Origin of the sequence: Micromonospora sp. NPDC007230 (assembly GCF_042869115.1) — a bacterium.
In the GTDB taxonomy this organism is placed as follows: domain Bacteria; phylum Actinomycetota; class Actinomycetes; order Mycobacteriales; family Micromonosporaceae; genus Micromonospora.
Map to the genome: position 1 here is coordinate 19403 of NZ_JBIAFE010000044.1, position 19260 is coordinate 38662.

A 19260-nucleotide genomic window follows, 5' to 3' on the forward strand; every position below is an offset into this window, starting at 1 on the left:
GCCCTCGCCGCCGGCGCAACGGCTCGAGGGCGGGGCCGTTGTCCCCGCGCAACGCGCCCCGGAGACCCTGATCGAAGGCGTCGCCGATGAAGACCGTCAGGTCGGCGAGTACACCTACCGATTTGGGGCGAGAGGGCTGCCGCTTTTAGGTGGCAGGTGCGTCCGTGACCCGGCTGGCCACCCGTCCATCCTGTCGCCGGGACGCCGCAACTTGCGTCCGGCGAGTACGTTGACGGCCAGCAATTCCGTTGACGACTTGCCCAAGGCGAATGCTGAAGAGGGTGGTGCCGGTGACGGCGACGCTCGTCCCTCCGCCGGTGACCGATGTGCGGCCTACCGGGTCGGTCGGTCTGCGGGGCTGGATCGTCGGTGGCCTCCGGGACACGCCGCGCCGGCTGGCCGCCGTGCTTACCGGCCTGGTCGCCCTGGGGTTCGTCGTTGGGTTGGTGGGGTTCGCCGGGGTACGGCAGCGGGTCGACCTGATCGACGGCGTGACGTCTCGCAGCGGCGCGCTGGTAGTGGCCGCGCAGGACCTCTACCGGGCCCTGTCCGACGCGGATGCCACAGCGGCGAGCGCCTTCCTTTCCGGCGGTGTCGAGCCGGTGGCGCAGCGGGACCGCTACCAGAGCGATGTGGCCGCGGCGGCGGCGGCGTTGTCGGTGATCGCGGCCGGGCGGTCTGGAGATGGCGCCAGGGATGGCGCCGTAGGGGTGATCGCCGCCGAACTCCCGGTGTACACCGGGTTGATCGAGACGGCGCGTGCCTACAATCGGCAGGGGCTGCCAGTCGGCGCGGCGTATCTGCGGGAGGCGTCGGGGCTGATGCGGCAGCGGATGCTGCCGGCCGCCCAGCAGCTCTACCGGTCGGTCACCGCGGAGCTGGACCGGGCGCGCGGCGGCGGCGCCGGGTTCCCCTGGATCGCCGTGCTGCTCGGGCTGGTGGCCATAGGCGGTCTGGTGCGGACGCAGATGTGGCTGACCAGGCGGACCAACCGGGTGTTCAACATCGGTCTGGTGGGGGCGACCGCGGCCGCGGTGGTGCTGGTTGGCTGGCTCGGCGTGTCGGCGGTCGTCATCGGTGCCCGGCTGGACGCCAGCGACCGGGACGGCTCGGCGCAGGTGGACCGGCTCGTCCAGGCCCGGGTCGCGGCGTTGCAGGCCCGGGCCGACGAATCGCTGACCCTGGTCGCCCGCGGCGCTGGCGGCGACTTCGACAAGGATTACACCGCGGTGATGGCCCGGCTGATCGGTCCGGACGGCCACGGCGGACTGCTGCGCGACGTCGCCGAGCGGGCCGCCGACGAGCCGACGCGGGCAGCGGCCGACAGGGCCGCGGGACAGGCCCGGGACTGGCTCGCCGCACACCAGAAGCTGCGGCAGCTCGACGACGGTGGCCGTTACACCGAGGCGGTGACCGCCGCGGTGGGCAGCGATCCCGGCGCGACGGCAAGCATCTTCAACGAGTTGGACGGCATGCTCGCCAGCGCGATCACCCGCAACAGCGACCGGTTCGAGGCCGAATCCCGGTCTGCCCGTCGCGGGCTTTCCGGAATGGACGTCGGGGTTGTGGTCCTGGCCGGACTGATGGTGATCGGCGCTGCGGCGGGCATCCAGCGACGAATCGCGGAGTACCGATGAACGTCTCTCGACTGATGTCCGTGGCCGTGGCGCTGGCGGTGACCCTCGGCTTGGCCGGTTGCGGCGGTGGCGGCGGGCGCCTGCCGGCCGGCGCGTCCGCCGTCACGCCGGTCCGCCCGGTCGGGGTGCAGGACCCGGCGGACATCCCGGACGGGGCCAACGCCGGCCCCGCCTCCTGCGATCCGCGGGCCAGTCTCCGCCCAGCGGCCACCCAGGCCCGCCCCGGCCAGATGCCGGCCGGCTCGACCATGGCTCGGATTCTCCAGCGGGGCCGGCTGATCGTCGGTGTCGACCAGAACAGCTACCGGTTCGGGTTCCGTGACCCGCTCACCGGAGAGCTGACCGGCTTCGACGTGGACGTGGCCCGCGAGGTGGCCCGGGCCATCTTCGGCGATCCATCCAAGATTCAGTTCAGGGCAACGAACTCGGCGTCGCGGATCCCGTCCCTGCAGGACGGGACGGTCGACATCGTCGTACAGACCATGACCATGAACTGCGAACGGTGGCAGAAGGTCAACTTCTCCACCGAATACTTCACCGCCGGCCAGCGGATCCTGGTGCGCCGCGGGTCGCCGGTGCGTAGCGTCGCCGACCTGGGTGGCCAGAAGGTCTGCTCGGCGATCGGCAGCACGTCCATCCGCAATGTCGCTGCCGCACCGGCCAAGCCACTGCCCGTCGGAGTGCCGGACTGGACCGACTGTTTGGTGATGCTCCAGCAGAACCAGGTCGCCGCCGTCTCCACCGACGACAGCATTCTGGCCGGGCTGGCCGCGCAGGACCCCAACACCGTCGTGGTTGGGCCACGGTTCAGCGACGAGCCGTACGGGATCGGCATCAACCGGGACGCCACTGACCTGGTCAGATTCGTCAACGGGGTCCTGGCCCAGTTGCGGGCGGACGGCACCTGGACCCGGCTCTACACCCGGTGGCTCGCCGCGCTCGGTCCGGCTCCACAACCGCCGACCGCCCGATACCGGGACTGACCGGCGTGACCGCACCGGTTCCGCTGAGCCGTGACGAGGTCGACGTGGCCATCGTCGCGCTGGGCGCAGCCCACGACCGGATCTCCGCGGCCATGTACGCCCTGGACAATCACCCGGGCCTTGCGACGGCCCGGCTGCCCGGCCTGACCGGACGGACCGAGCGGTACGCCGCCGACCTGGCCGCCCAGCTTGACGCGCTCTGGTCCCGGTTCACCGCACTCGGGGCGCTCCTGGACCAGCTCCGGACCCTGCGGGCGCAACAATCCCGGCCCGGTGACGAGGAGTTGGCCAAGCTCACCTGGTTGCTGCGTGCCCCGGTGGTCCCGGTCGGCGCGGACGGAATGGTTCTCGACGATGCGCCGCCGGGGGCCGTCCGGCTGCCGCTGATGGAGCTCGCCCGTCAGCTGGAAACCGGCAGCATCGATGCCATCGACCGGTTGTCCGTCCTGGATGAGGCCGCCTCGGTGCTGGCCGTCCGGTTCGGGCCGCCCAGCGAGGCGTTGACCCGGCTGCGGGCGGCCGTCGACGCGCTCGGGCCGGACGGGGTGCCCACCGCCGCCCTGGATCGGCTCGGCGAGCGGCTCGCGGACGCGTATCGAGAGGCGTCCGGCGATCCGCTGGCGGTGGCGCCGGGCGGTGGCTCCGCCGCCACCGCGCTGGATACCCGGCTGCGTGAGCTGGCCGCAGAGACCGCGACGGTGGCCGGCGAGGTCGACGCGTTGGTCGGTCTGCGCGACGGCTATCCGCGACGGGCGGAGCGGCTGCGCGCCACGATTGTTGAGGTCGAGGCCGGCGAGGAGGCGGCGGCCCGGGCCTGCGCTGCCACCGAGGAGAAGATCGCCAACACCGGGCTGCCCGCAGTTCCGGATGCCACCCCCGCGCTTCGGGCCCAGCTGGCGCAGCTCGGCCAACTTCACCGGGAGCGGCGGTGGAGCCGACTGGCCGATGAGCTGGCGGCGGCGGAGCGGGCCGCGGCGGCGGCGGTCGAGCGGGCCGCCGGGCTGCGGGATGCCGCGGACGGTCTTCTGGAGCGGCGCGCCGAGCTGCGCGGCCGCCTCGCCGCCTACCGGGCCAAGGCGGCCCGGCTCGGCTTCGCCGAGCACACCGAGCTGTCCCGCCGGCACCGTGCCGCCGAGGACCTTCTCTACTCCAGCCCGTGCGATCTGCCCGCGGCGACCCGGGCCCTGTCCGCGTATCAGCGGTATCTCAACGACCTCAGCGAGCGGGGGACGACATGAGCCAGCGGTGCGTACGACCCGACTGCACCGGCAGCTACGGGCCGGAGGGCTACTGCGACGAGTGCGGGCGCAAGGCCCCGGCCGGGGTCCTGCCGACGCAGCCGACCCCCGGTGCCGGGCCGCCGGGGTCCGGGTCGGGCGCGGCACCGGTGCCACTCGCCTCCGTCGCCTCGACCCCGGTGAGCACGCGCGGCGGTTCGGTGCGCACCGGTTCGCGGGGCTCCAGCCGCAGCCGTGGGACCACCCGCGGTGGCCTCGGCGCCGGTCTGATCGAGCTGCCCCGGGTCCCGCTGCGCGACCCGGCCAGCGCGGTGATGGCCGAGCCGACGGTGGCCGAATCCCGCCGGTACTGCGTCGCGTGCGACAAGCCGGTCGGCCGGGGACGAGACGGCGCCCCGGGCCGCGCCGAAGGCTTCTGCCCCCACTGCGGCACCCCGTTCTCCTTCCTGCCGCGCCTCGGCCGTGGCGACGTGGTCGACGACCGGTACGAGGTGCTCGGCGCGCTCGCCTACGGCGGGCTGGGGTGGATCTATCTGGCTCGGGACAAGAACGTCAGCGACACCGTCAGCGACCGTTGGGTGGTCCTCAAGGGGCTGATCAACACCAGTGACCCGGACGCGATGGCCGCCGCGGTGACCGAGCGGCGCTATCTGGTGGAGATCGACCATCCGAGCATCGTCAAGATCCACGATTTCGTGCAGCATCCCGACCCGAAGACCGGCGTGCCGGTCGGCTACATCGTCATGGAGTACGTCGGCGGCCAGTCGCTGCGGGACATGCTGGTCAGCCGCCGAGCGGCCACCGGCGAGCGCGCACTGCCGCTGCCCGAGGTGATCGCCTACGGCGTCGAGATCCTGCCCGCCCTGGGCTATCTGCATGACCGCAACCTGCTGTTCTGCGACTTCAAGCCGGACAACGTCATCCACGCCGAGGAACAGCTCAAACTGATCGACCTCGGTGCGGTCCGGCACGTCGACGACGAGGTGAGCGCGGTCTACGGCACACCCGGCTACCAGGCGCCGGAGGTCGCCGAGGTGGGGCCGTCGGTGGCGGCCGACCTCTACACCGTCGGCCGGACCCTCGCGGTGCTGAGCTTCGACTTCCGCGGCTTCGCCAGCACCTACGCCGACCGGCTGCCGGACCGCTCAGAGGTGCCCTTGCTGGGCCGCGAGGAGTCGTACGACCGGCTCCTGCGCCGGGCCACCCACCTCGATCCGGACCGGCGCTTCCAGTCGGCGACCGACATGAGCGAACAGCTCCTCGGGGTGCTGCGGGAGACGCTGTCGGCCGCCGACGGCGTGCCCCGGCCGGCGGTGTCCCGGCAGTTCACCCCGGAACGGCGGGCGTTCGGCACCGGTGCTGGCGAGGTGGGCGTGGCCGCCATCGCCCGGCGGCTCGACCCGGCGGAGGTCGCCGCGGCGTTGCCGCTGCCGCAGGTGGACATCCTCGACCCGAGCACCGGCTTCCTCACCACGCTGACGGCGACCGCCCCAGGTGAGCTGATCGCGCAGTTGCGCAACGCCCCGGTGCGCAGCGTCGAGGTGGCGCTGCGCATCGTGCGGGCCCGGATCGACGGCGGCGACCTGGCCGGCGCTGCCGCAGACCTCGACCGGCTCTACGCCGACGACCCGTTCGACTGGCGGATCGACTGGTACCGCGGCCTCGCCGCGCTGGCCGCCAATCGGCCCGGAGACGCCCGGGTGGCCTTCGACGCCGTCTACGACCAACTGCCCGGCGAGCCGGCCGCCCGGCTGGCGCTGGCCGCCGCAGTGGAGAGCACCGGGGACCCAGAACTCGCCGAGCGGCTGTACGACCGGGTCTGGCGGTGCGACCACGGCTTCATCAGCGCCGCCTTCGCGCTGGCCCGGCTCCAGCTTGTCAAGGGCAGCCGAGTCCCCGCGTTGCGCGTCCTCGACCAGGTGCCGGAGAACTCCAGCCACCACATCGCCGCCCAAGTGGCCGCGGTCCGGGCCAACCTACCGGCCGAGGGGTTGCCCGCCGGCGCCGGCGAACTGCTGGCCGCCTCCGACCGGCTGCAGCGGCTCGGGTTGGACGTCGAGCGGCAGGCCCGGTTGACAGTGGAAATGCTCGAGGCGGCCGTCGCCTGGGTCACCGCCGGGCATACCCTGCCGCCGGACGCCCGGGTCCTCGGACACGGACCGCACGAAAAGGGGCTGAGGCTGGGCCTCGAACGCGCCTACCGCACCCTGGCGCAGCTCGCCGCCGACCCGCCTACCCGTATCGCACTGGTCGACCGAGCCAACACCGTCCGGCCGAGGACACTGACATGACGGCCCCGTCTTGCCCCGAGCACGGCCCGGCCGGCGATCCGGGCGACCGCTTCTGTGAGGTATGCGGGCGCAACCTGCGCACCCGCGAAGAGGCGACGGCTACCGCAGCCCCGCTGCCAGCCCCGAGATCCGGCACCGCCCCGGTCGTACCATGGTTGTCCTCCCGGGCGACCGAGGGCAACTGCGGCGGGTGCGGCGCCCAGGTGCCAGGCGGCGGATACTGCGACTCGTGCGGCCGCCGACGCTCGCTCGGCCGCGACCACGCCGAGCTCGACCTCGGCGACCTTGCGGCAGTGACGGACCGGGCCCGCCGAACACGCAACGAGGACGCGGTGGCGATCGGACGAGCCGCCGGCGCCACCGTCGCAGTGGTCTGCGACGGCATCTCCACCTCGACCCGCGCCGACACCGCCGCCACCGCCGCAGTGGAATCGGCCATCGTAGAGCTGCTGGACGCCCTGCACGGCGGCGCGGACCCGGCCGAGGCCGGCCGACGAGGCGCCCGGGCAGCCGCCGCCGCGGCCCGGGACGCCGCCGGACCCGAGGATCGCGACACCCCGCCCAGCTGCACGTACGTCTCCGCGATCGTCACCAGGGACGCGGTGACGGTGAGCTGGATCGGCGACAGCCGGGCTTACTGGCTCGGGCCGAACGAGGCGCTGTTGACCCTCGACGACTCGTTGCGGGCCCGCGTGGCCGCTGGCCGGCCGGTGCCAGCGGCGCTGGCCGAGGAGGATCCCCGGTCCCCGGCCCTGATCCGCTGGCTTGGTGTGGACGGCGACGACGAGGACGCCCAGGTCATCACCCTGCGCCCGACCGGCCCCGGCCAGGTCGTGGTCTGCTCCGACGGCCTGCACCACTATCTGCCGGGCGCGAACGACCTGGCCGCGGCGGTGTCCGGCCTGCCGCCGACACCCCTGGCAGTGGCGCAAGGTCTGACCAGGCTGGCACTGGAGGGCGGCGGCCACGACAACGTGGCGGTCGCCATACTGCCGTTTCCGGTAACCGAGACAGGAGGAACACCGGCATGAGCGGGCAACCCGAGTTCGTCGCCGAGGTCGACCAGAACGAATACCTACCGATGGGACGACGGATCGTCGACGCGATCGTCACCGTCACGGCCTCCGGCGCGGACCTGCGGGGCACCGCCGGACCGGTGACCGCGGCGCAAGTGATCATGATCGACACCTCCGGTTCGATGACCGCACCCCCCTCGAAGATCCAGCAGGCGAAGCGGGCCACCGCGGTCGCCATCGACACCCTCCGCGACGGCGTGCCCTTCGCGGTCGTCGCCGGCTCGGCGCAAGCCTGGATGGTCTACCCGCCGCAGCCGGGGATGGTGCCCGCCTCCCCACAAACCCGGGCGCAGGCCAAGTCGGCGGTGGCCGGGCTGCGAGCCGAAGGCGGAACCGCCATCGGCGCCTGGCTCAACCTCGCCAATCACCTGTTCGCCGGCCAGCCGGCCGAAGTGAAGCACGCCATCCTGCTCACAGACGGGCAGAACCAGCATGAGCGGCCGGAGGACCTGCAGCGGGTGCTGGACGCCTGCGAGGGCCGGTTCATCTGCGACAGCCGAGGCGTCGGCGCCGACTGGGTCGCCGACGAGCTGCGGAAGGTAGCGTCCACCCTGCTCGGCACCGCAGACGGGTTGGAGGATCCGGCCGACCTGCCGGCGGCATTCCAGGCGATGACCGCGTCCGCGATGGGCAAATCGGTCGCTGACGTGTCGCTGCGGGTGTGGAGTCCGACGGGCGCCAGGATCCGCTTCGTCAAACAGGTCTTCCCGCAGGTCGAGGACCTCACTGGCCGGCGCACCGAGGTCAGCGCCCGCATCGGCGACTATCCGACCGGCGCCTGGGGCGCCGAGAGCCGGGACTATCACATCTCGGTCGAACTGGAGCCACAACCGGTGGGGGAGGAGCTGCTCGCCGCCCGGGTCAGCCTGGTCAGCGCCGCTCAGGTGCTCACCGAGCGACTCGTGCTGGCCCGGTGGACTGACGACGAGGAGCTTTCCACCCGCATCAACCGGCAGGTGGCGCACTACACCGGCCAGGCCGAGCTGGCCGCCGCGATTCAGGACGGGCTGAAGGCCCGGGACGCCGGCGACGTAGAGACCGCCACCGCAAAGCTCGGCCGGGCGGTCCAGTTGGCCACCGAGTCCGGCCACGTCGATACCGCCAAGCTGCTGGCCCGGGTGGTGGACGTGGTCGACGCGCCGACTGGCACGGTCCGACTCAAGAAGCAGGTGGCCGGAGTGGACGCCGAGCTGACCAACGTGCGGTCGGTGAAGACCATCCGGGTGAAGAAGCCCCAGGCCTGACGGGAGCGACACGATGGCCACCTGCCCCAAAGGGCACGAATCGACGACCGCCGACTACTGCGACCAGTGCGGTGCCCCGATGCCCGGCACCTCGACGCCGGCTCCGCCGGCCGCCGTAGCCCCGCCGGCCGTGGCGCCGGCCGCCCCGCCCGCGGATCCCGTCGCCGGTACGCCGTGCCCGGTCTGCAATACGCCCCGCACTGGCCGCTTCTGTGAGGAGGACGGCTACGACTTCCTGCTCGCCCCGCCGGTGACCGCGGCGAGTCCGTCCACCTCGACCACTGGTGTCGCCGTCCCCGCGGCGGGCCGTGAGACGGCTGCCGGACCGCCATCCTCGGCCACGTCGGCGGCGCTGGTCGTCGTGGTGGGCACCGACCGCGGCTACTTCGACGCGGTCCTCGGCATGGGTGGCGAGGACGCCGACGGGCTGACCTTTCCTCGATTCGCCGCCGAGCGCCGATTCCCGTTGGTGGGCCAGCAGCTACTGATCGGACGGTCCAGCCGGTCCCGGGGCATACACCCCGACATCGACCTCAGCGGCCCACCGGAGGACCCAGGCGTCTCACACACCCACGCGCTCCTCGTCCTGCAGCCCGACGGTTGGGCGGTGGTCGACCTCGGCTCATCCAACGGCACGTACCTCAACGACCCGCACTCGGCGCCCGTCCCGGCCGAGACCCCGGTGCCGATCGCCGCCGGTGACCGCGTCTTCGTCGGCGCTTGGACCTGTCTGTCCATCCGCCCCGCCTAACCTGATCTTGAGACCTGTGTTAGTTGTGTCGCACCCTGGACCGGCGCCTGCTGTCGCTGGTCCACCTGGGCGCCAGTCAGATCAACGGCTGTGCGCCGTGGATCTTCGCCAGCGTCTCGGCGGCGAAGAAGGCCGGTGAGACGGACGCGCGGCTGCACGGCGGCGGCTGCTTCACCCGCCAGGGGCCGTCGTCCGTGCAGAGGTGTCGAGGCCAGCGCCGTCACGACGGCGGATCGGCGAAATCGGCCGGGTTGAGATCGAGGGTCGCGAGTATGCCTGAGTGCTTGGTGGTGTCGATGCGGTCCGGCAGCTCCCGGTCGACCCAATCGGCCCGGCTGTGTTGGCCGCGCTCGCGCAGGGCCTCAAGGACCTTGCTCTTATCGATCTTCATCGGCTGTATCGGCTCCCTTCGCGCACAATGAATCTGGATGCTGTCGGACTCGTCCGCCCAGAGCGAGCCGTCGGCCGGACGCGTTGCTGAGCGGCACCGGCTGGAGACATGCTGAACGGTCAGTGCGGTGCGCCTATTTCGTCGGCTGTAGAGGGCCGGCGGCGCGAAACCCGATCGCCACGATCGGTCTTCGGGGCGTCCAGCCACAACATACCCACGGGCCTGCCGCAACACCTTCCGCACCCCGGGCTAGGAGAGTTGCCCGGCGCCTCACGCCCGCAGTTGCATGGCCCGGCCCCACCGGTCGTCCACCTGCTCGCGTCGTGGCTTGAGCACGCTCGTCAGGTGAAGCTGCGCGTCTTCCGGAGCGCTGCTCACTGGTACCTTGTAGGTCGCCACCCGCTCGAGCCAGTCATGGGGCACGTGGCCTCGGTCCGGATCGCCGACGAGGACCCGAGAGCCCTTCGCCGCGACACGGGCGAGGAACGGCAGCATCCGGGCCGCCACAGACGGGTGGTAGAGCGCGTCACCGGTCAACACCACATCCACGCCGTCACCGTCGCCGTCAAGCAGGTCACTCGACGACAGGGTCAGGTCGACGCCGTTGGCGTGGGCGTTGGCACTGATTGCCGCGATCGAGTACGGGTCAATGTCGTTGGCGGTGACACCGGCGGCGCCCGCCATCGCCGCGGCGATGGCGACCAGTCCGGAGCCGGAGGCGACGTCGAGGACATGGAGACCGGCCACCGTGTCCGGGTGATCGAGGATGTAACGGGCGAGAGCCTGTCCGCCGGTCCAGGCCGAGGCCCAGAACGGCGGCGGGAGGACGTGCCCCGCCTCGGCTTCGAGCCGGGCCCAGAGGACGATCGCGTCCTCGGCCATGACCAGTCGCACCTCTGGCACCAGCGGCACCGGGGCCAGCCGGAGCCGATCGATGCTGACTGTCCCGGGCGTGCGCTCGGGGGCGGACAGCGCGTACAACACCAGCGGTTCGAGGCCGGGCACCGCGGCGTCGGAACGGACCACTATTCGCCGGTCCGTGGTCTCAGCCGCCGCCGTGGCGACGGGCGAGGCCTCGCCGCCACGGCTTCGCGGAGTCAACGTCAGACCGGACGGATGTTAGCGGCCTGAAGCCCCTTCTGGCCCTGCTCGACGTCGAACTCGACCCGCTGATTCTCGTCCAGGCTGCGGAATCCGCTCGATGAGATGGCGGAGAAGTGGGCGAAGACGTCAGCGCCGCCGTCATCCTGCGTGATGAAGCCGAAACCCTTGTCCGCGTTGAACCACTTGACTGTACCGAATGCCATGTCTTCTCCTTTGAGTAGCTGATGGAGCCATGTACGGCCCCCGGTGGTCGCCACTGCTCGTCCGGAAGAACCGGCAGAACAAAAAGCGCCCGGCGGGTTGGATACCCACCAGGCGCTGGCAAAGTATGCGACAAACCAAAGCTTGCAACACGCTCACGCTAGCACGGGCGCGCCGCCCGCGGTGTCTTGGCCGTCAGCACTGACCGCGCCAGCTACCAAACCCGTGTGCCGGAAGAGAACGCCCCCTCCGGTACTTCGCCCCGGCGTCTTGGCGCTTGATGCAGGCAAGATGGATCGATGGCGACGATAAGACGGTTCGACAACGCAGATGCCCTCGCCGTCGCGGGCCTCATCGAACGCTGCCTGCGTGAGGTCAACAGTCGCGACTATCCGAGCGAGGTCATCGAGCGGATGTGCGACCACTTCACCGAACAACGCATCAAGGAACTCGCCACGCAACGGCAGATGTTCGTCGCCGAAGCGAACGGGATCGCCGGCACGGTGTCCCGCGACGGCAACAAGGTCTACACCATGTTCGTGCACCCCCGGGCCGCTGGTCGCGGCATAGGACGGCTCCTCATGCGCCACATCGAGGCGCTGGCCGTGATCGACGGCTACGACCACATGGAAACCGGCGCGAGCATCACAGCGCATGGCTTCTACCGCCGGCTCGGCTACATCGACGTCCGCTCCACCGAGACAGAGTTCGGCTTCAACTACGTCCTGGCCCGGGATCTGCCCTGACGGAACAGCCACCGAAGCCGGACGGCAGGTGCGCGCTCATTACTTACAGGCACCGTTTCGCGGCGGCCCATGCTCGGGTACCAGTAGGCACATGAGTACCAGCCAACCTGTCGCGGCCCATCAGCGGCGGGCGCCCCACATGCCCAGCGATGTCACGTCCCAGCTGTCGTTCTTCGACAAATTCGCCACCCACGCTGCGCGGTTCGTCTCACGGGCCTGGTTCTTCGCCGCCTGTCTGCTGCTGGTGCTGATCTGGGCGCCGTCGATCCTGGTGATCCAGAACGTCGACACCTGGCAGCTCATCATCAACACCGCGACCACCATCGTCACCTTCCTGCTGGTGGCACTCCTGCAGAACACCCAGACCCGCAACGACCAGTCGACCCAGGACAAGCTCAACGCCTTGGCCGAGGCGGTCGCGGTACTGATGACCCATACCGCCGAGATCCACGATCGCCGGGGACTGCACGACGCGGTAACCGAGCTACGCGACGCGGTCGGGCTGGAGGATCGCGAGAGCTCCTGAACCCGTCGGCCGAAACGGCTAAATGCGCATCCCGCCGGTCTTGCACTCGAACAGCCACGACAACTTGGATTCACGATCTTGGCATCCGCTCATGGCCGCTTAGCGCATGGCCTGGCGATCGGGTAGCAGGTCGTCGCCGCTACGAGTTGGAGGGCGACGACCCCAGCCGGGAAGATCAGTGGCTCTGGGTGGCCTGATGGAGGCATTGAGTCCGATCGACGTGCTGCGGCTCCGGCCGGGCTCGACACGGGTGCGAGGGGCTCAGTTGCAGGTGCCGCTCTCCGAGGCGGACTACCGTACGCTCGCCGCGATTCTGGCGGAGCATCCGTCCGTCACCCCACGCGCGTATGGCTTTGATGCCGAATTGTCCGCGCTGCGGTTCCTGCGTAGGTTCCCACATCTTCGCCGCCTCAGCGTGGCCGGCCTGTTCCACCTGACCGACCTGAGCCCACTGCACCAGCTGGATGCCGACGTCGAGTTCCTCGACCGACCTTGGCGAGACCCGCAAACCCAACCACATCCTGGCCGCGTAATGGCCTCCGGGGCATAGCCAGCGCTCGCGGCTTTGTCGATGAGCGGTCGCCGCGACATGCGCATCCTGCGTGCGTCAGTCGGGTGCACGTGTTGTGCGGGGTAGGACCGGGTGGAAGATTAGTGGGCAATCGCACCCGGCGACCTGAGGGACCTCTGAAGAGGTTGCCCGGCGTCCGATGAGTTCCAGCACGGTCCCGGGTCTTCAGGCACATCCACCTTCCGCGCGTGAATTTGGAGGCACCTTGAAGCTTTTGCTTACGTCAGGCGGCGTCACGAACCCCAGCATCCACTCGGCGCTCGTGCAGCTCCTCGACAAGCCGATCGCCGAGTGCCACGCCCTCTGCGTCCCGACCGCACAGTGGGGTCACCCGATGTGCGGTCCGAAATCGGTGCGGGGCTTCGTAGCCGCCGAGCCCGTGTTTCAGTACCTGTCCGGCCTGGGTTGGGCGTCGCTCGGTGTCCTTGAGCTCACCGCACTGCCCACCATCGGCGCGGAGCGATGGATCCCGTGGGTGCGGGAGGCCGACGTGCTCCTGGTCGACGGCGGCGACGCGACGTACCTGTGCCACTGGATGCGGGAGTCGGGGCTGGCCGATCTGCTGCCATCGCTGCCCGACACGGTCTGGGTGGGAGTGAGCGCCGGAAGCATGGTGATGACGCCCCGGATCGGAACGTACTTCGTCGAGTGGCCGTCCGCGCCGGACGACCGCACCCTGGGAGTCGTCGACTTCTCGATCTTCCCGCACCTGGACGCTTTCCCAACAAACACCCTGGCCGACGCAGAGCGGTGGGCCGCCGAAATCGGTGTCCCGGCCTACGCCATCGACGAACAGACGGCCATCAAGGTCGTCGACGGCTCCGTCGAGGTGGTCTCCGAAGGGCAATGGAAGAAGTTCGGGTCATAGCCGCCCAGCATCCGTGACGTCGCGTCGTTGGACGTGATCCCGTCGACTTGCAGCACTGCCGAGAGCGCCCGCCCATGTCGCAGGTCGGGTGCGCTGCGGCCATCCGGACCTGCCGCCGACCGAGCGCGCCCCTCCGCGACATGCCCTCGCGGAGGTGCTGCGTCCGGTCATAGCCGACGTGCGTGCAGGTGATCATGACTGAACGATCAGCCTCGTGAGGTCGCGTTTGACATCGCCGTCGGGTCGGCGTGACCGCCCACCGAGGCCAGCGAACCGACGAGCCTGGCCGCCCGGCGGAAGCCGCAGCGGTCCTCTTGCTCGTAGCCTTCTCCGCAGCCGCAGGGCATGCTGTCTTGGCATTACCCACAGCCCTTTGGGCCCGCCGTCGCCGCCGCCACGATCACCTGAATGATTCCTTGGACCTGCGCCGCGCGAACCTCGCTGGCAAGGGCAGGCGGAGGACCGAGCCGGGTGCTAGTCAACAGCGGGGCCCGAGGTCGGGGCCGGTCGTCTTTCAAGGACTTCCGCCCGTTCTGACCTCACCGGACCATACGTATGGCCGACCGCGCGGTGTGTCGACGAACGCTAGCGTTGCCGCATGGGCTTCCTGTCCCGTCTCTTCATTCCGCGCGGAGTCCGGCGCGCTCTCCATCCGGTTCGTTCGGCGAAGCGGGCGGTCCGCAAGGCTGAAGTGCCGAAGAGCGTGCGCAGGGCCACCTACGCCGCTTCGCAGATCGCCAACCCCGTCAGCGCGTTGAAGTACCACGCGGTCGAGCGGCCCCTCACGACCGCACTTCGCAGCGGTTCGACGACGCGGTCGGCCGCGCCCGCACCGGTGTACCGGCACGGCAAATGCGCCGTCAAGCACCGCAGCCCCGAAGCAGCAAGGCGTTGTCGGAACCGCTGATTGCAAGGGCCTTCGCCAACGAGGCGTCGCGACGCGCAGGCCAATGCCTCCCTGACGGTTAGAGTCAACACAAAATCCACGATGGTTAGTGGGCGACCGACCGCCGCCAGTTGGGCAAGGCGATCTGGTCTTGGCCGCACGGATACAAACGCTGCTGGACCTGCTGTAGAGGTTCGCCGAGCAGCAAGCCTTGCGTATCCGGAGCTGCCGGGAAGCGCTCGTCACCCAAGTGCCGTCGGCGCCCGTCGCCGACTTCCGGATGTGCCGAATTTAGTGCGTTCGATCGTTTTCCGTGGTCGACCGCCCCCGCGGTGTCGGTTGCTGTGGCTGGCCAGGTCTGGTCGGTTGTATCGATCATCTGTATATTGCCGGTGTGACCATGCGGGAACCCACCTTCTTGACCCTCGCCGCGTTGGCCGGTCCGCCGTTGCACGGGTACGGCGTGATGCGCCAGGTGGCGGTCCTGTCCGAGGGGCGGGTGAAGCTGAGCGCCGGCACGCTGTACGCGGCGTTGGACCGTTTGACCGCCGAGGGGCTGATCGCGATCGACCGCGAGGAGGCGGTCGATGGTCGGGTGCGGCGCTACTACCGGCTCACCGAACAGGGCGGTGCCGCGCTGCGGCAGGAGGCTGCCCGGCTGCGCAGCAATGCAGAGGTCGCCGTCAAGCGTCTCGCCGGGTGGACATCGCGGCCCGGGCTGCTTCCGTGCTGATCCCTCTGATCAGTAGTGCTCACGTATCGGGCAAGGAGTCCAGATGCCAGAACCAAGCGCCCGGGCGAGGCTCACCCGCCGCTACCGGCGGCTGCTGCTGACCTACCCGCGGTCCTACCGACGCCGACGCGGCGCCGAGATCGTGACGACACTGCTGGACGCCGCTCCATTCGACCGCACCTGGCCGACCCGCGCCGAGGTCGTCGACCTGCTAACGGGTGGTCTCCGGTTCCGATTCCGGGTGTGGGGAGCGGCCGGAATAGTCGGTGCGATCTGCGCTGCCACGGTCGCGGCCGTGGCCCTCGGCGCGCTCGGCGGCTATCTGGGCTGGCAGACCGCGCAGCCCTTGCCGAGCAACGCCGACGCGCTGCGGATGGTCGAGCCGGCGTTACCGCCGGGGAGATCGGCGGAGCCGCAACGGTGGGACTTCATCTTCGACAACAACCCCGAGTACACCGATCCGCGGTGGGTGTACCTGATAGGCGGAACCGACGAGTACCGGGCGGGGAAGGTCTTCTTCCAGTTCACCTACCCCAGCGACGGGCCGGTGCGGCAGTTGGTTGACGGGGCGGAGCAACGGATGCGGGCGGCCGGTTGGCGGCCAGCCGGAATGGATCTGTCCGGTTGCTGCCCGGAGTCAGCGGTCTATCGGGATGGGTGGCTGGTTGATGTCTTCTCCGAGGGCTACCTCGATGAGTCCCACTATGGGTTGCAAGTAGCCGTCAGCCGTACTACGCCCGCCGACGTCCTCCCATTGACCACGGCTGGGCTACTCGCCGGCGCTGTCGCCGGTTGGTTGATGGCGGCGTGGGTGTTCAGGCGGGTTCAGGAAGGCACTTCGACGCGGCGGGCCCTCACGGTGGTCGTAGCCGGCGTGGGACTGCTCGCCCTCTTCCCCGCTACCGCGCTGAGCGCCCTGACGCTGGTCGCCAGCTACTTTGCCCCGCATCACCCGGCAGAACCGGCCTGGCTTGGGTATACGTTCATGCTCTTCCGGCCGCTGGCCTACCTCGGCGCGGCTGCCATCGTCGGCGGGCTGCTGATCACCGCAGTGCCTGGCCACAGGCTTCGGCGGAGGCTGGCCGGCTGAGCGAAGCCGCGGCCAGCCGCAGGCACACCCACTCGCCAATTGTCGTCGCTCACGGAATTACGTGAGCGTCAGACCGCTACCTGGGCCGCTACCGTGGCCAGACTCGCGTTCATACCGAGTCTGACCTGCGAGTCTTCCTGCGCTGGTGCACCGACCAGGACCTCGACCCGCTGGCTGCGGCACGGGTGGACATCGAGCGGTACGTGCGCTGGCTGCAGGACGTACGCCGTACCAGCCCTCGACGGTCTCGCGGCGCCTGTCCGTCGTGGTCGGGTTCTATCGGGTCTGTGTCATCGACGCCATCCTGGACCACTCGCCGGCTGACTACGTCCGCCGGCCCACGGTGCCGGCCGAGTCGCCGACCCTCGGGCTGGGTCACCTGCAGTTCGAGGCACTGATCACCACCGCCCGGCTGTCGACCAACCCGAACGACTTCGCCCTGGTCGCCCTTCTGGGCCTGCTCGGCCTGCGGATCTTCGAAGCCTGCGGGCCAGCATCGCCGACCTGGGCGAGGAGCACGGCCACCGGGTACTGCGCGTGCGCGGCAAAGTCGGCAAGATCGTGCTCGTCCCGCTGCCAACCGCGGTGGCCCGATCCATCGATCGGGCCGTCGACCACCGCACCACCGGGCCAGTCCTGCGCAACACCCTCGGCGGGCGGATGGACCGGCACGCGTACTCGGGTCGGACTTCGATCCCCAGGACGTATCCAGCAGTGCACTGATCCGCCGCCTTCCGTGCGCGCTGCCCCTGCCGGCGCCGTCACGCCTTGTGGTCTGCCTGCCGTGCCGGTCGATGTTCGGAACGCCGAAGTGCGGATGGCCCCACGGACTCGACAGGGCCTTCGAGAAGCGCCTTGGCCAGCCCGGCCCACCCGCTCGCGTGTGGGACAGTGGTTCATGCCGTTGAGCGCGTATCACGTCAGAACGTCAATCGCCGTGTCCGACATACAGCGGGCGGTCGCGTTCTATGAAGGCAAACTGGGCCTCCAGGCGCTGCAGTCCGGCCCCAGCGCCAACATCGCCGACGGCAGCCGCGTTTATGGTTCGGGTGGCGCGCCAGCACTGAATGTGTACCAGGCGGTCACTGCCGGAAAGACCCCGGCGACACTGGCGACATGGTACGTCGACGACATCGACCAGATCGTTGACGAACTCGTCTCGTCCGGCGTCGAGTTCATCCGCTATGACCAGTTCGAACACGATGCCAAGGGCATCACCGCTCGGGCCGGCGGTGGACGTATCGCGTGGTTCCAGGACCCAGACGGCAATACCTTTGCCCTCGAAGCCGACGACTGAGCCATTTTCATCCTGCACGGCGCTCGGCTCTGACGCGGCGCAGAACCAGGGTGGCCCGCACGATCGCGGTGGTGCGGTGGGCGACAGCGTGCCTCGTCCGAATAGGCTTCGGCGGTGAATCAGGTACGCCGTGCTGTCGTTTTCGCCGATCATGCCCAGTTTTACGTCCAGGATGTCGATGGGCAGGTCGCGGCCGAGGAAGACGAGGACTACGACTGGCCGGAGGCGTGGTCGGACGAGGCGGTCGAGGTATGGCGCATCGGCCTGGATGGCCCATGCTCGATCGCGATCGGCACGGCCCGTAGCGACCACGTCGAGACGGCCCTGCAGGTGCATCACGCCCGCCCGCCGTTGCTGGCTGATGCCGAGCACGTCGTGGAGGCGGATCTCACCGTGCCGAGCGGCGTCGTACACGTCTTCGGATGCACGGAGCTACCCGGGCCGCAGCACCGTGTCGAGATCCCGGCCGGGCAGTACCGGATCCGAGTCTCGCACCTGCCGTCGGGCGCGCCCGCAGCGCCGACACTGGCGTATTCGATCGAACCGGGTCCGCACTTCGACTACCACCTGGACCTGTGGCCGTGCGCTGAAGCGACCGGCGTCGCAGTCATCCGGCGCGGAAGACCTGCGTGACTGGCGCGGCAGAGGTGAGGCAAGACCACGTCGACAAATGAGCCCTTTTTCATCCTGGGTAGCGGTTGGCTTCGACGTGGTGGTACAAGGATGGCTTGCACGATCGCGGTGGCGCGGCGTGGGCAGCAGCGTAGCTTGGCCAGGATCTTCCAAGTCTTGAGGATGGCGATCGCCCGTTCGCCGCGGGCGCGGACTTTCGCGTGCGCCCGGTTCACGGCCTTCTGCCGGCGTGACAGCTTCGGCCGATAACGGCGCCGCTTGAACGGGGTCCGCACGCTGCCGCGGGCACCTTGGTAGCCCTTGTCCGCGAAGGTCATTACGTCTGCGCCGCTCAGCGCTTCGATGATGCCGTGGGTGCGGGCCGCGGTCAGGTCGTGCACCGAGCCCGGCAATGCCGGCGAGGCCCATATCAGCCGGCCCGCCGCGTCGGCGATGACCTGCACGTTCACGCCGTGCCGCTTGTGCTTGCCGGAGTAGTACGGCTTCTGATCGGCAATGCGGTCGATCGGGATCAGCGTGCCGTCCAGGATCGCGTACGCCAGCCGCCGGATCCGCTGCATCGCGGTGGCCAGGTCGTCGGCGGCCGCCGCGAGCAGCGCGATCGCCTCCTGCACGTACCGCCAGGCGGTGGCCACGCCGACCTCGAAGCCGGCGGCGAGGCGGGTGTAGGTGTCGCCGTTACGCAGATGAGCGAGAGCAAGCAATGCCTGCCGTCCCGCACCGAGGCGCCGCCAGCGGGATCGATGCTGCTTACGGTAGCGGCGGATGCGGTCGGCGAGGTGGTTCAGGGTCCGGCTGGACAACGTGATCGTGGACGGGTAAGACAGAACAGGCGAGGCTCCCGGTCGGGGATCGGGTTTGGTCGACTGCTGTCTTACCTGGAGCCTCCTCCTTATCGATGAGCCATTTTCATCCTGCGTAGCGGTTCGCTTCGACGTGGTGCAGGACGAGGATGGCCTGCACGATCGCGGTGGCGCGGCGGGGGCAGCAGCGC

At 69.9% G+C, this 19260-nt stretch carries 20 protein-coding genes and 2 pseudogenes; 17 read left to right on the forward strand and 5 right to left on the reverse strand.

Going from position 1 to position 19260, the window contains the following annotated elements:
* Nucleotides 1-290: 290 nt before the first annotated feature.
* The 8 genes and pseudogenes from ACFYML_RS34915 to ACFYML_RS34950 all read left to right on the forward strand — a co-directional run.
* On the forward strand, nucleotides 291-1637 hold the full coding sequence (locus tag ACFYML_RS34915) for a hypothetical protein (protein ID WP_387424706.1): 1347 nt from the start codon (nucleotides 291-293) through the stop codon (nucleotides 1635-1637).
* A complete protein-coding gene (locus tag ACFYML_RS34920; RefSeq protein ID WP_387424707.1) occupies nucleotides 1634-2620 on the forward strand; it encodes a glutamate ABC transporter substrate-binding protein in 987 nt (328 codons plus the stop codon). The genes ACFYML_RS34915 and ACFYML_RS34920 overlap by 4 nt, the downstream gene beginning before the upstream one ends.
* Before the next feature lie 5 nt (nucleotides 2621-2625).
* A complete protein-coding gene (locus ACFYML_RS34925; protein WP_387424708.1) occupies nucleotides 2626-3858 on the forward strand; it encodes a hypothetical protein in 1233 nt (410 codons plus the stop codon).
* Complete coding sequence (locus ACFYML_RS34930; RefSeq protein ID WP_387424709.1) at nucleotides 3855-6149, forward strand: tetratricopeptide repeat protein; 2295 nt, start codon at nucleotides 3855-3857, stop codon at nucleotides 6147-6149. Before ACFYML_RS34925 ends, ACFYML_RS34930 begins: the two co-directional genes overlap by 4 nt.
* Complete coding sequence (locus ACFYML_RS34935) at nucleotides 6146-7180, forward strand: PP2C family protein-serine/threonine phosphatase (protein WP_387424710.1); 1035 nt, start codon at nucleotides 6146-6148, stop codon at nucleotides 7178-7180. The genes ACFYML_RS34930 and ACFYML_RS34935 overlap by 4 nt, the downstream gene beginning before the upstream one ends.
* Complete coding sequence (locus tag ACFYML_RS34940) at nucleotides 7177-8469, forward strand: VWA domain-containing protein (RefSeq protein WP_387424711.1); 1293 nt, start codon at nucleotides 7177-7179, stop codon at nucleotides 8467-8469. The genes ACFYML_RS34935 and ACFYML_RS34940 overlap by 4 nt, the downstream gene beginning before the upstream one ends.
* 13 nt (nucleotides 8470-8482) lie before the next feature.
* Nucleotides 8483-9220, forward strand: coding sequence for an FHA domain-containing protein (locus ACFYML_RS34945; protein WP_387424712.1), 738 nt, complete (start codon nucleotides 8483-8485; stop codon nucleotides 9218-9220).
* Between the two features lie 23 nt (nucleotides 9221-9243).
* Nucleotides 9244-9363: pseudogene (locus ACFYML_RS34950) on the forward strand (carboxymuconolactone decarboxylase family protein); the annotation flags it as partial.
* Between the two features lie 77 nt (nucleotides 9364-9440).
* On the opposite strand, the gene ACFYML_RS34955 reads toward ACFYML_RS34950, so the two are convergent.
* The 3 genes from ACFYML_RS34955 to ACFYML_RS34965 form a co-directional block, all read right to left on the reverse strand.
* Nucleotides 9441-9611 (reverse strand): hypothetical protein, encoded by a 171-nt coding sequence (locus tag ACFYML_RS34955; protein ID WP_387424721.1) that lies wholly within the window; start codon nucleotides 9609-9611, stop codon nucleotides 9441-9443.
* Nucleotides 9612-9881: 270 nt separating this feature from the next.
* Nucleotides 9882-10637: a class I SAM-dependent methyltransferase gene (locus ACFYML_RS34960; RefSeq protein WP_387424713.1), complete on the reverse strand. Its 756-nt coding sequence runs from the start codon at nucleotides 10635-10637 to the stop codon at nucleotides 9882-9884.
* A 77-nt stretch (nucleotides 10638-10714) separates the two neighbouring features.
* The gene (locus ACFYML_RS34965) at nucleotides 10715-10918 is read right to left on the reverse strand and encodes a cold-shock protein (protein WP_357504154.1); all 204 of its coding nucleotides are present in this window, start codon (nucleotides 10916-10918) and stop codon (nucleotides 10715-10717) included.
* 297 nt (nucleotides 10919-11215) lie between these two features.
* On the opposite strand from ACFYML_RS34965, the gene ACFYML_RS34970 reads away from it, so the two are divergent.
* From ACFYML_RS34970 to ACFYML_RS35000, 7 genes are all read left to right on the forward strand, one after another.
* A complete protein-coding gene (locus ACFYML_RS34970) occupies nucleotides 11216-11662 on the forward strand; it encodes a GNAT family N-acetyltransferase (protein ID WP_387424714.1) in 447 nt (148 codons plus the stop codon).
* A gap of 139 nt (nucleotides 11663-11801) precedes the next feature.
* Complete coding sequence (locus tag ACFYML_RS34975; RefSeq protein ID WP_387424715.1) at nucleotides 11802-12188, forward strand: low affinity iron permease family protein; 387 nt, start codon at nucleotides 11802-11804, stop codon at nucleotides 12186-12188.
* A gap of 196 nt (nucleotides 12189-12384) precedes the next feature.
* Entirely contained in the window at nucleotides 12385-12738 is a 354-nt protein-coding gene (locus tag ACFYML_RS34980; RefSeq protein ID WP_387424716.1) for a hypothetical protein, read from the forward strand.
* A gap of 226 nt (nucleotides 12739-12964) precedes the next feature.
* Nucleotides 12965-13627 carry a Type 1 glutamine amidotransferase-like domain-containing protein gene (locus tag ACFYML_RS34985; protein WP_387424722.1) on the forward strand — a complete coding sequence of 221 codons (663 nt, stop codon included), beginning with the start codon at nucleotides 12965-12967 and terminating at the stop codon, nucleotides 13625-13627.
* Nucleotides 13628-14225: 598 nt separating this feature from the next.
* Nucleotides 14226-14534 carry a hypothetical protein gene (locus tag ACFYML_RS34990; RefSeq protein WP_387424717.1) on the forward strand — a complete coding sequence of 103 codons (309 nt, stop codon included), beginning with the start codon at nucleotides 14226-14228 and terminating at the stop codon, nucleotides 14532-14534.
* A 379-nt stretch (nucleotides 14535-14913) separates the two neighbouring features.
* Complete coding sequence (locus ACFYML_RS34995; RefSeq protein ID WP_387424723.1) at nucleotides 14914-15246, forward strand: PadR family transcriptional regulator; 333 nt, start codon at nucleotides 14914-14916, stop codon at nucleotides 15244-15246.
* Between the two features lie 142 nt (nucleotides 15247-15388).
* Nucleotides 15389-16336 carry a hypothetical protein gene (locus tag ACFYML_RS35000; RefSeq protein WP_387424718.1) on the forward strand — a complete coding sequence of 316 codons (948 nt, stop codon included), beginning with the start codon at nucleotides 15389-15391 and terminating at the stop codon, nucleotides 16334-16336.
* A 375-nt stretch (nucleotides 16337-16711) separates the two neighbouring features.
* Here ACFYML_RS35000 and ACFYML_RS35005 read toward each other — a convergent pair whose 3' ends face one another.
* The gene (locus ACFYML_RS35005; protein ID WP_387424719.1) at nucleotides 16712-17008 is read right to left on the reverse strand and encodes a hypothetical protein; all 297 of its coding nucleotides are present in this window, start codon (nucleotides 17006-17008) and stop codon (nucleotides 16712-16714) included.
* A 265-nt stretch (nucleotides 17009-17273) separates the two neighbouring features.
* On the opposite strand from ACFYML_RS35005, the gene ACFYML_RS35010 reads away from it, so the two are divergent.
* Both ACFYML_RS35010 and ACFYML_RS35015 read left to right on the forward strand, forming a co-directional pair.
* Nucleotides 17274-17633 (forward strand): VOC family protein, encoded by a 360-nt coding sequence (locus ACFYML_RS35010; RefSeq protein ID WP_357447768.1) that lies wholly within the window; start codon nucleotides 17274-17276, stop codon nucleotides 17631-17633.
* A 114-nt stretch (nucleotides 17634-17747) separates the two neighbouring features.
* On the forward strand, nucleotides 17748-18266 hold the full coding sequence (locus ACFYML_RS35015; RefSeq protein ID WP_357447771.1) for a hypothetical protein: 519 nt from the start codon (nucleotides 17748-17750) through the stop codon (nucleotides 18264-18266).
* A 49-nt stretch (nucleotides 18267-18315) separates the two neighbouring features.
* Here the strand turns inward: ACFYML_RS35015 and ACFYML_RS35020 are convergent.
* A pseudogene (locus ACFYML_RS35020) lies at nucleotides 18316-19093 on the reverse strand (transposase family protein).
* Nucleotides 19094-19260: the final 167 nt, after the last annotated feature.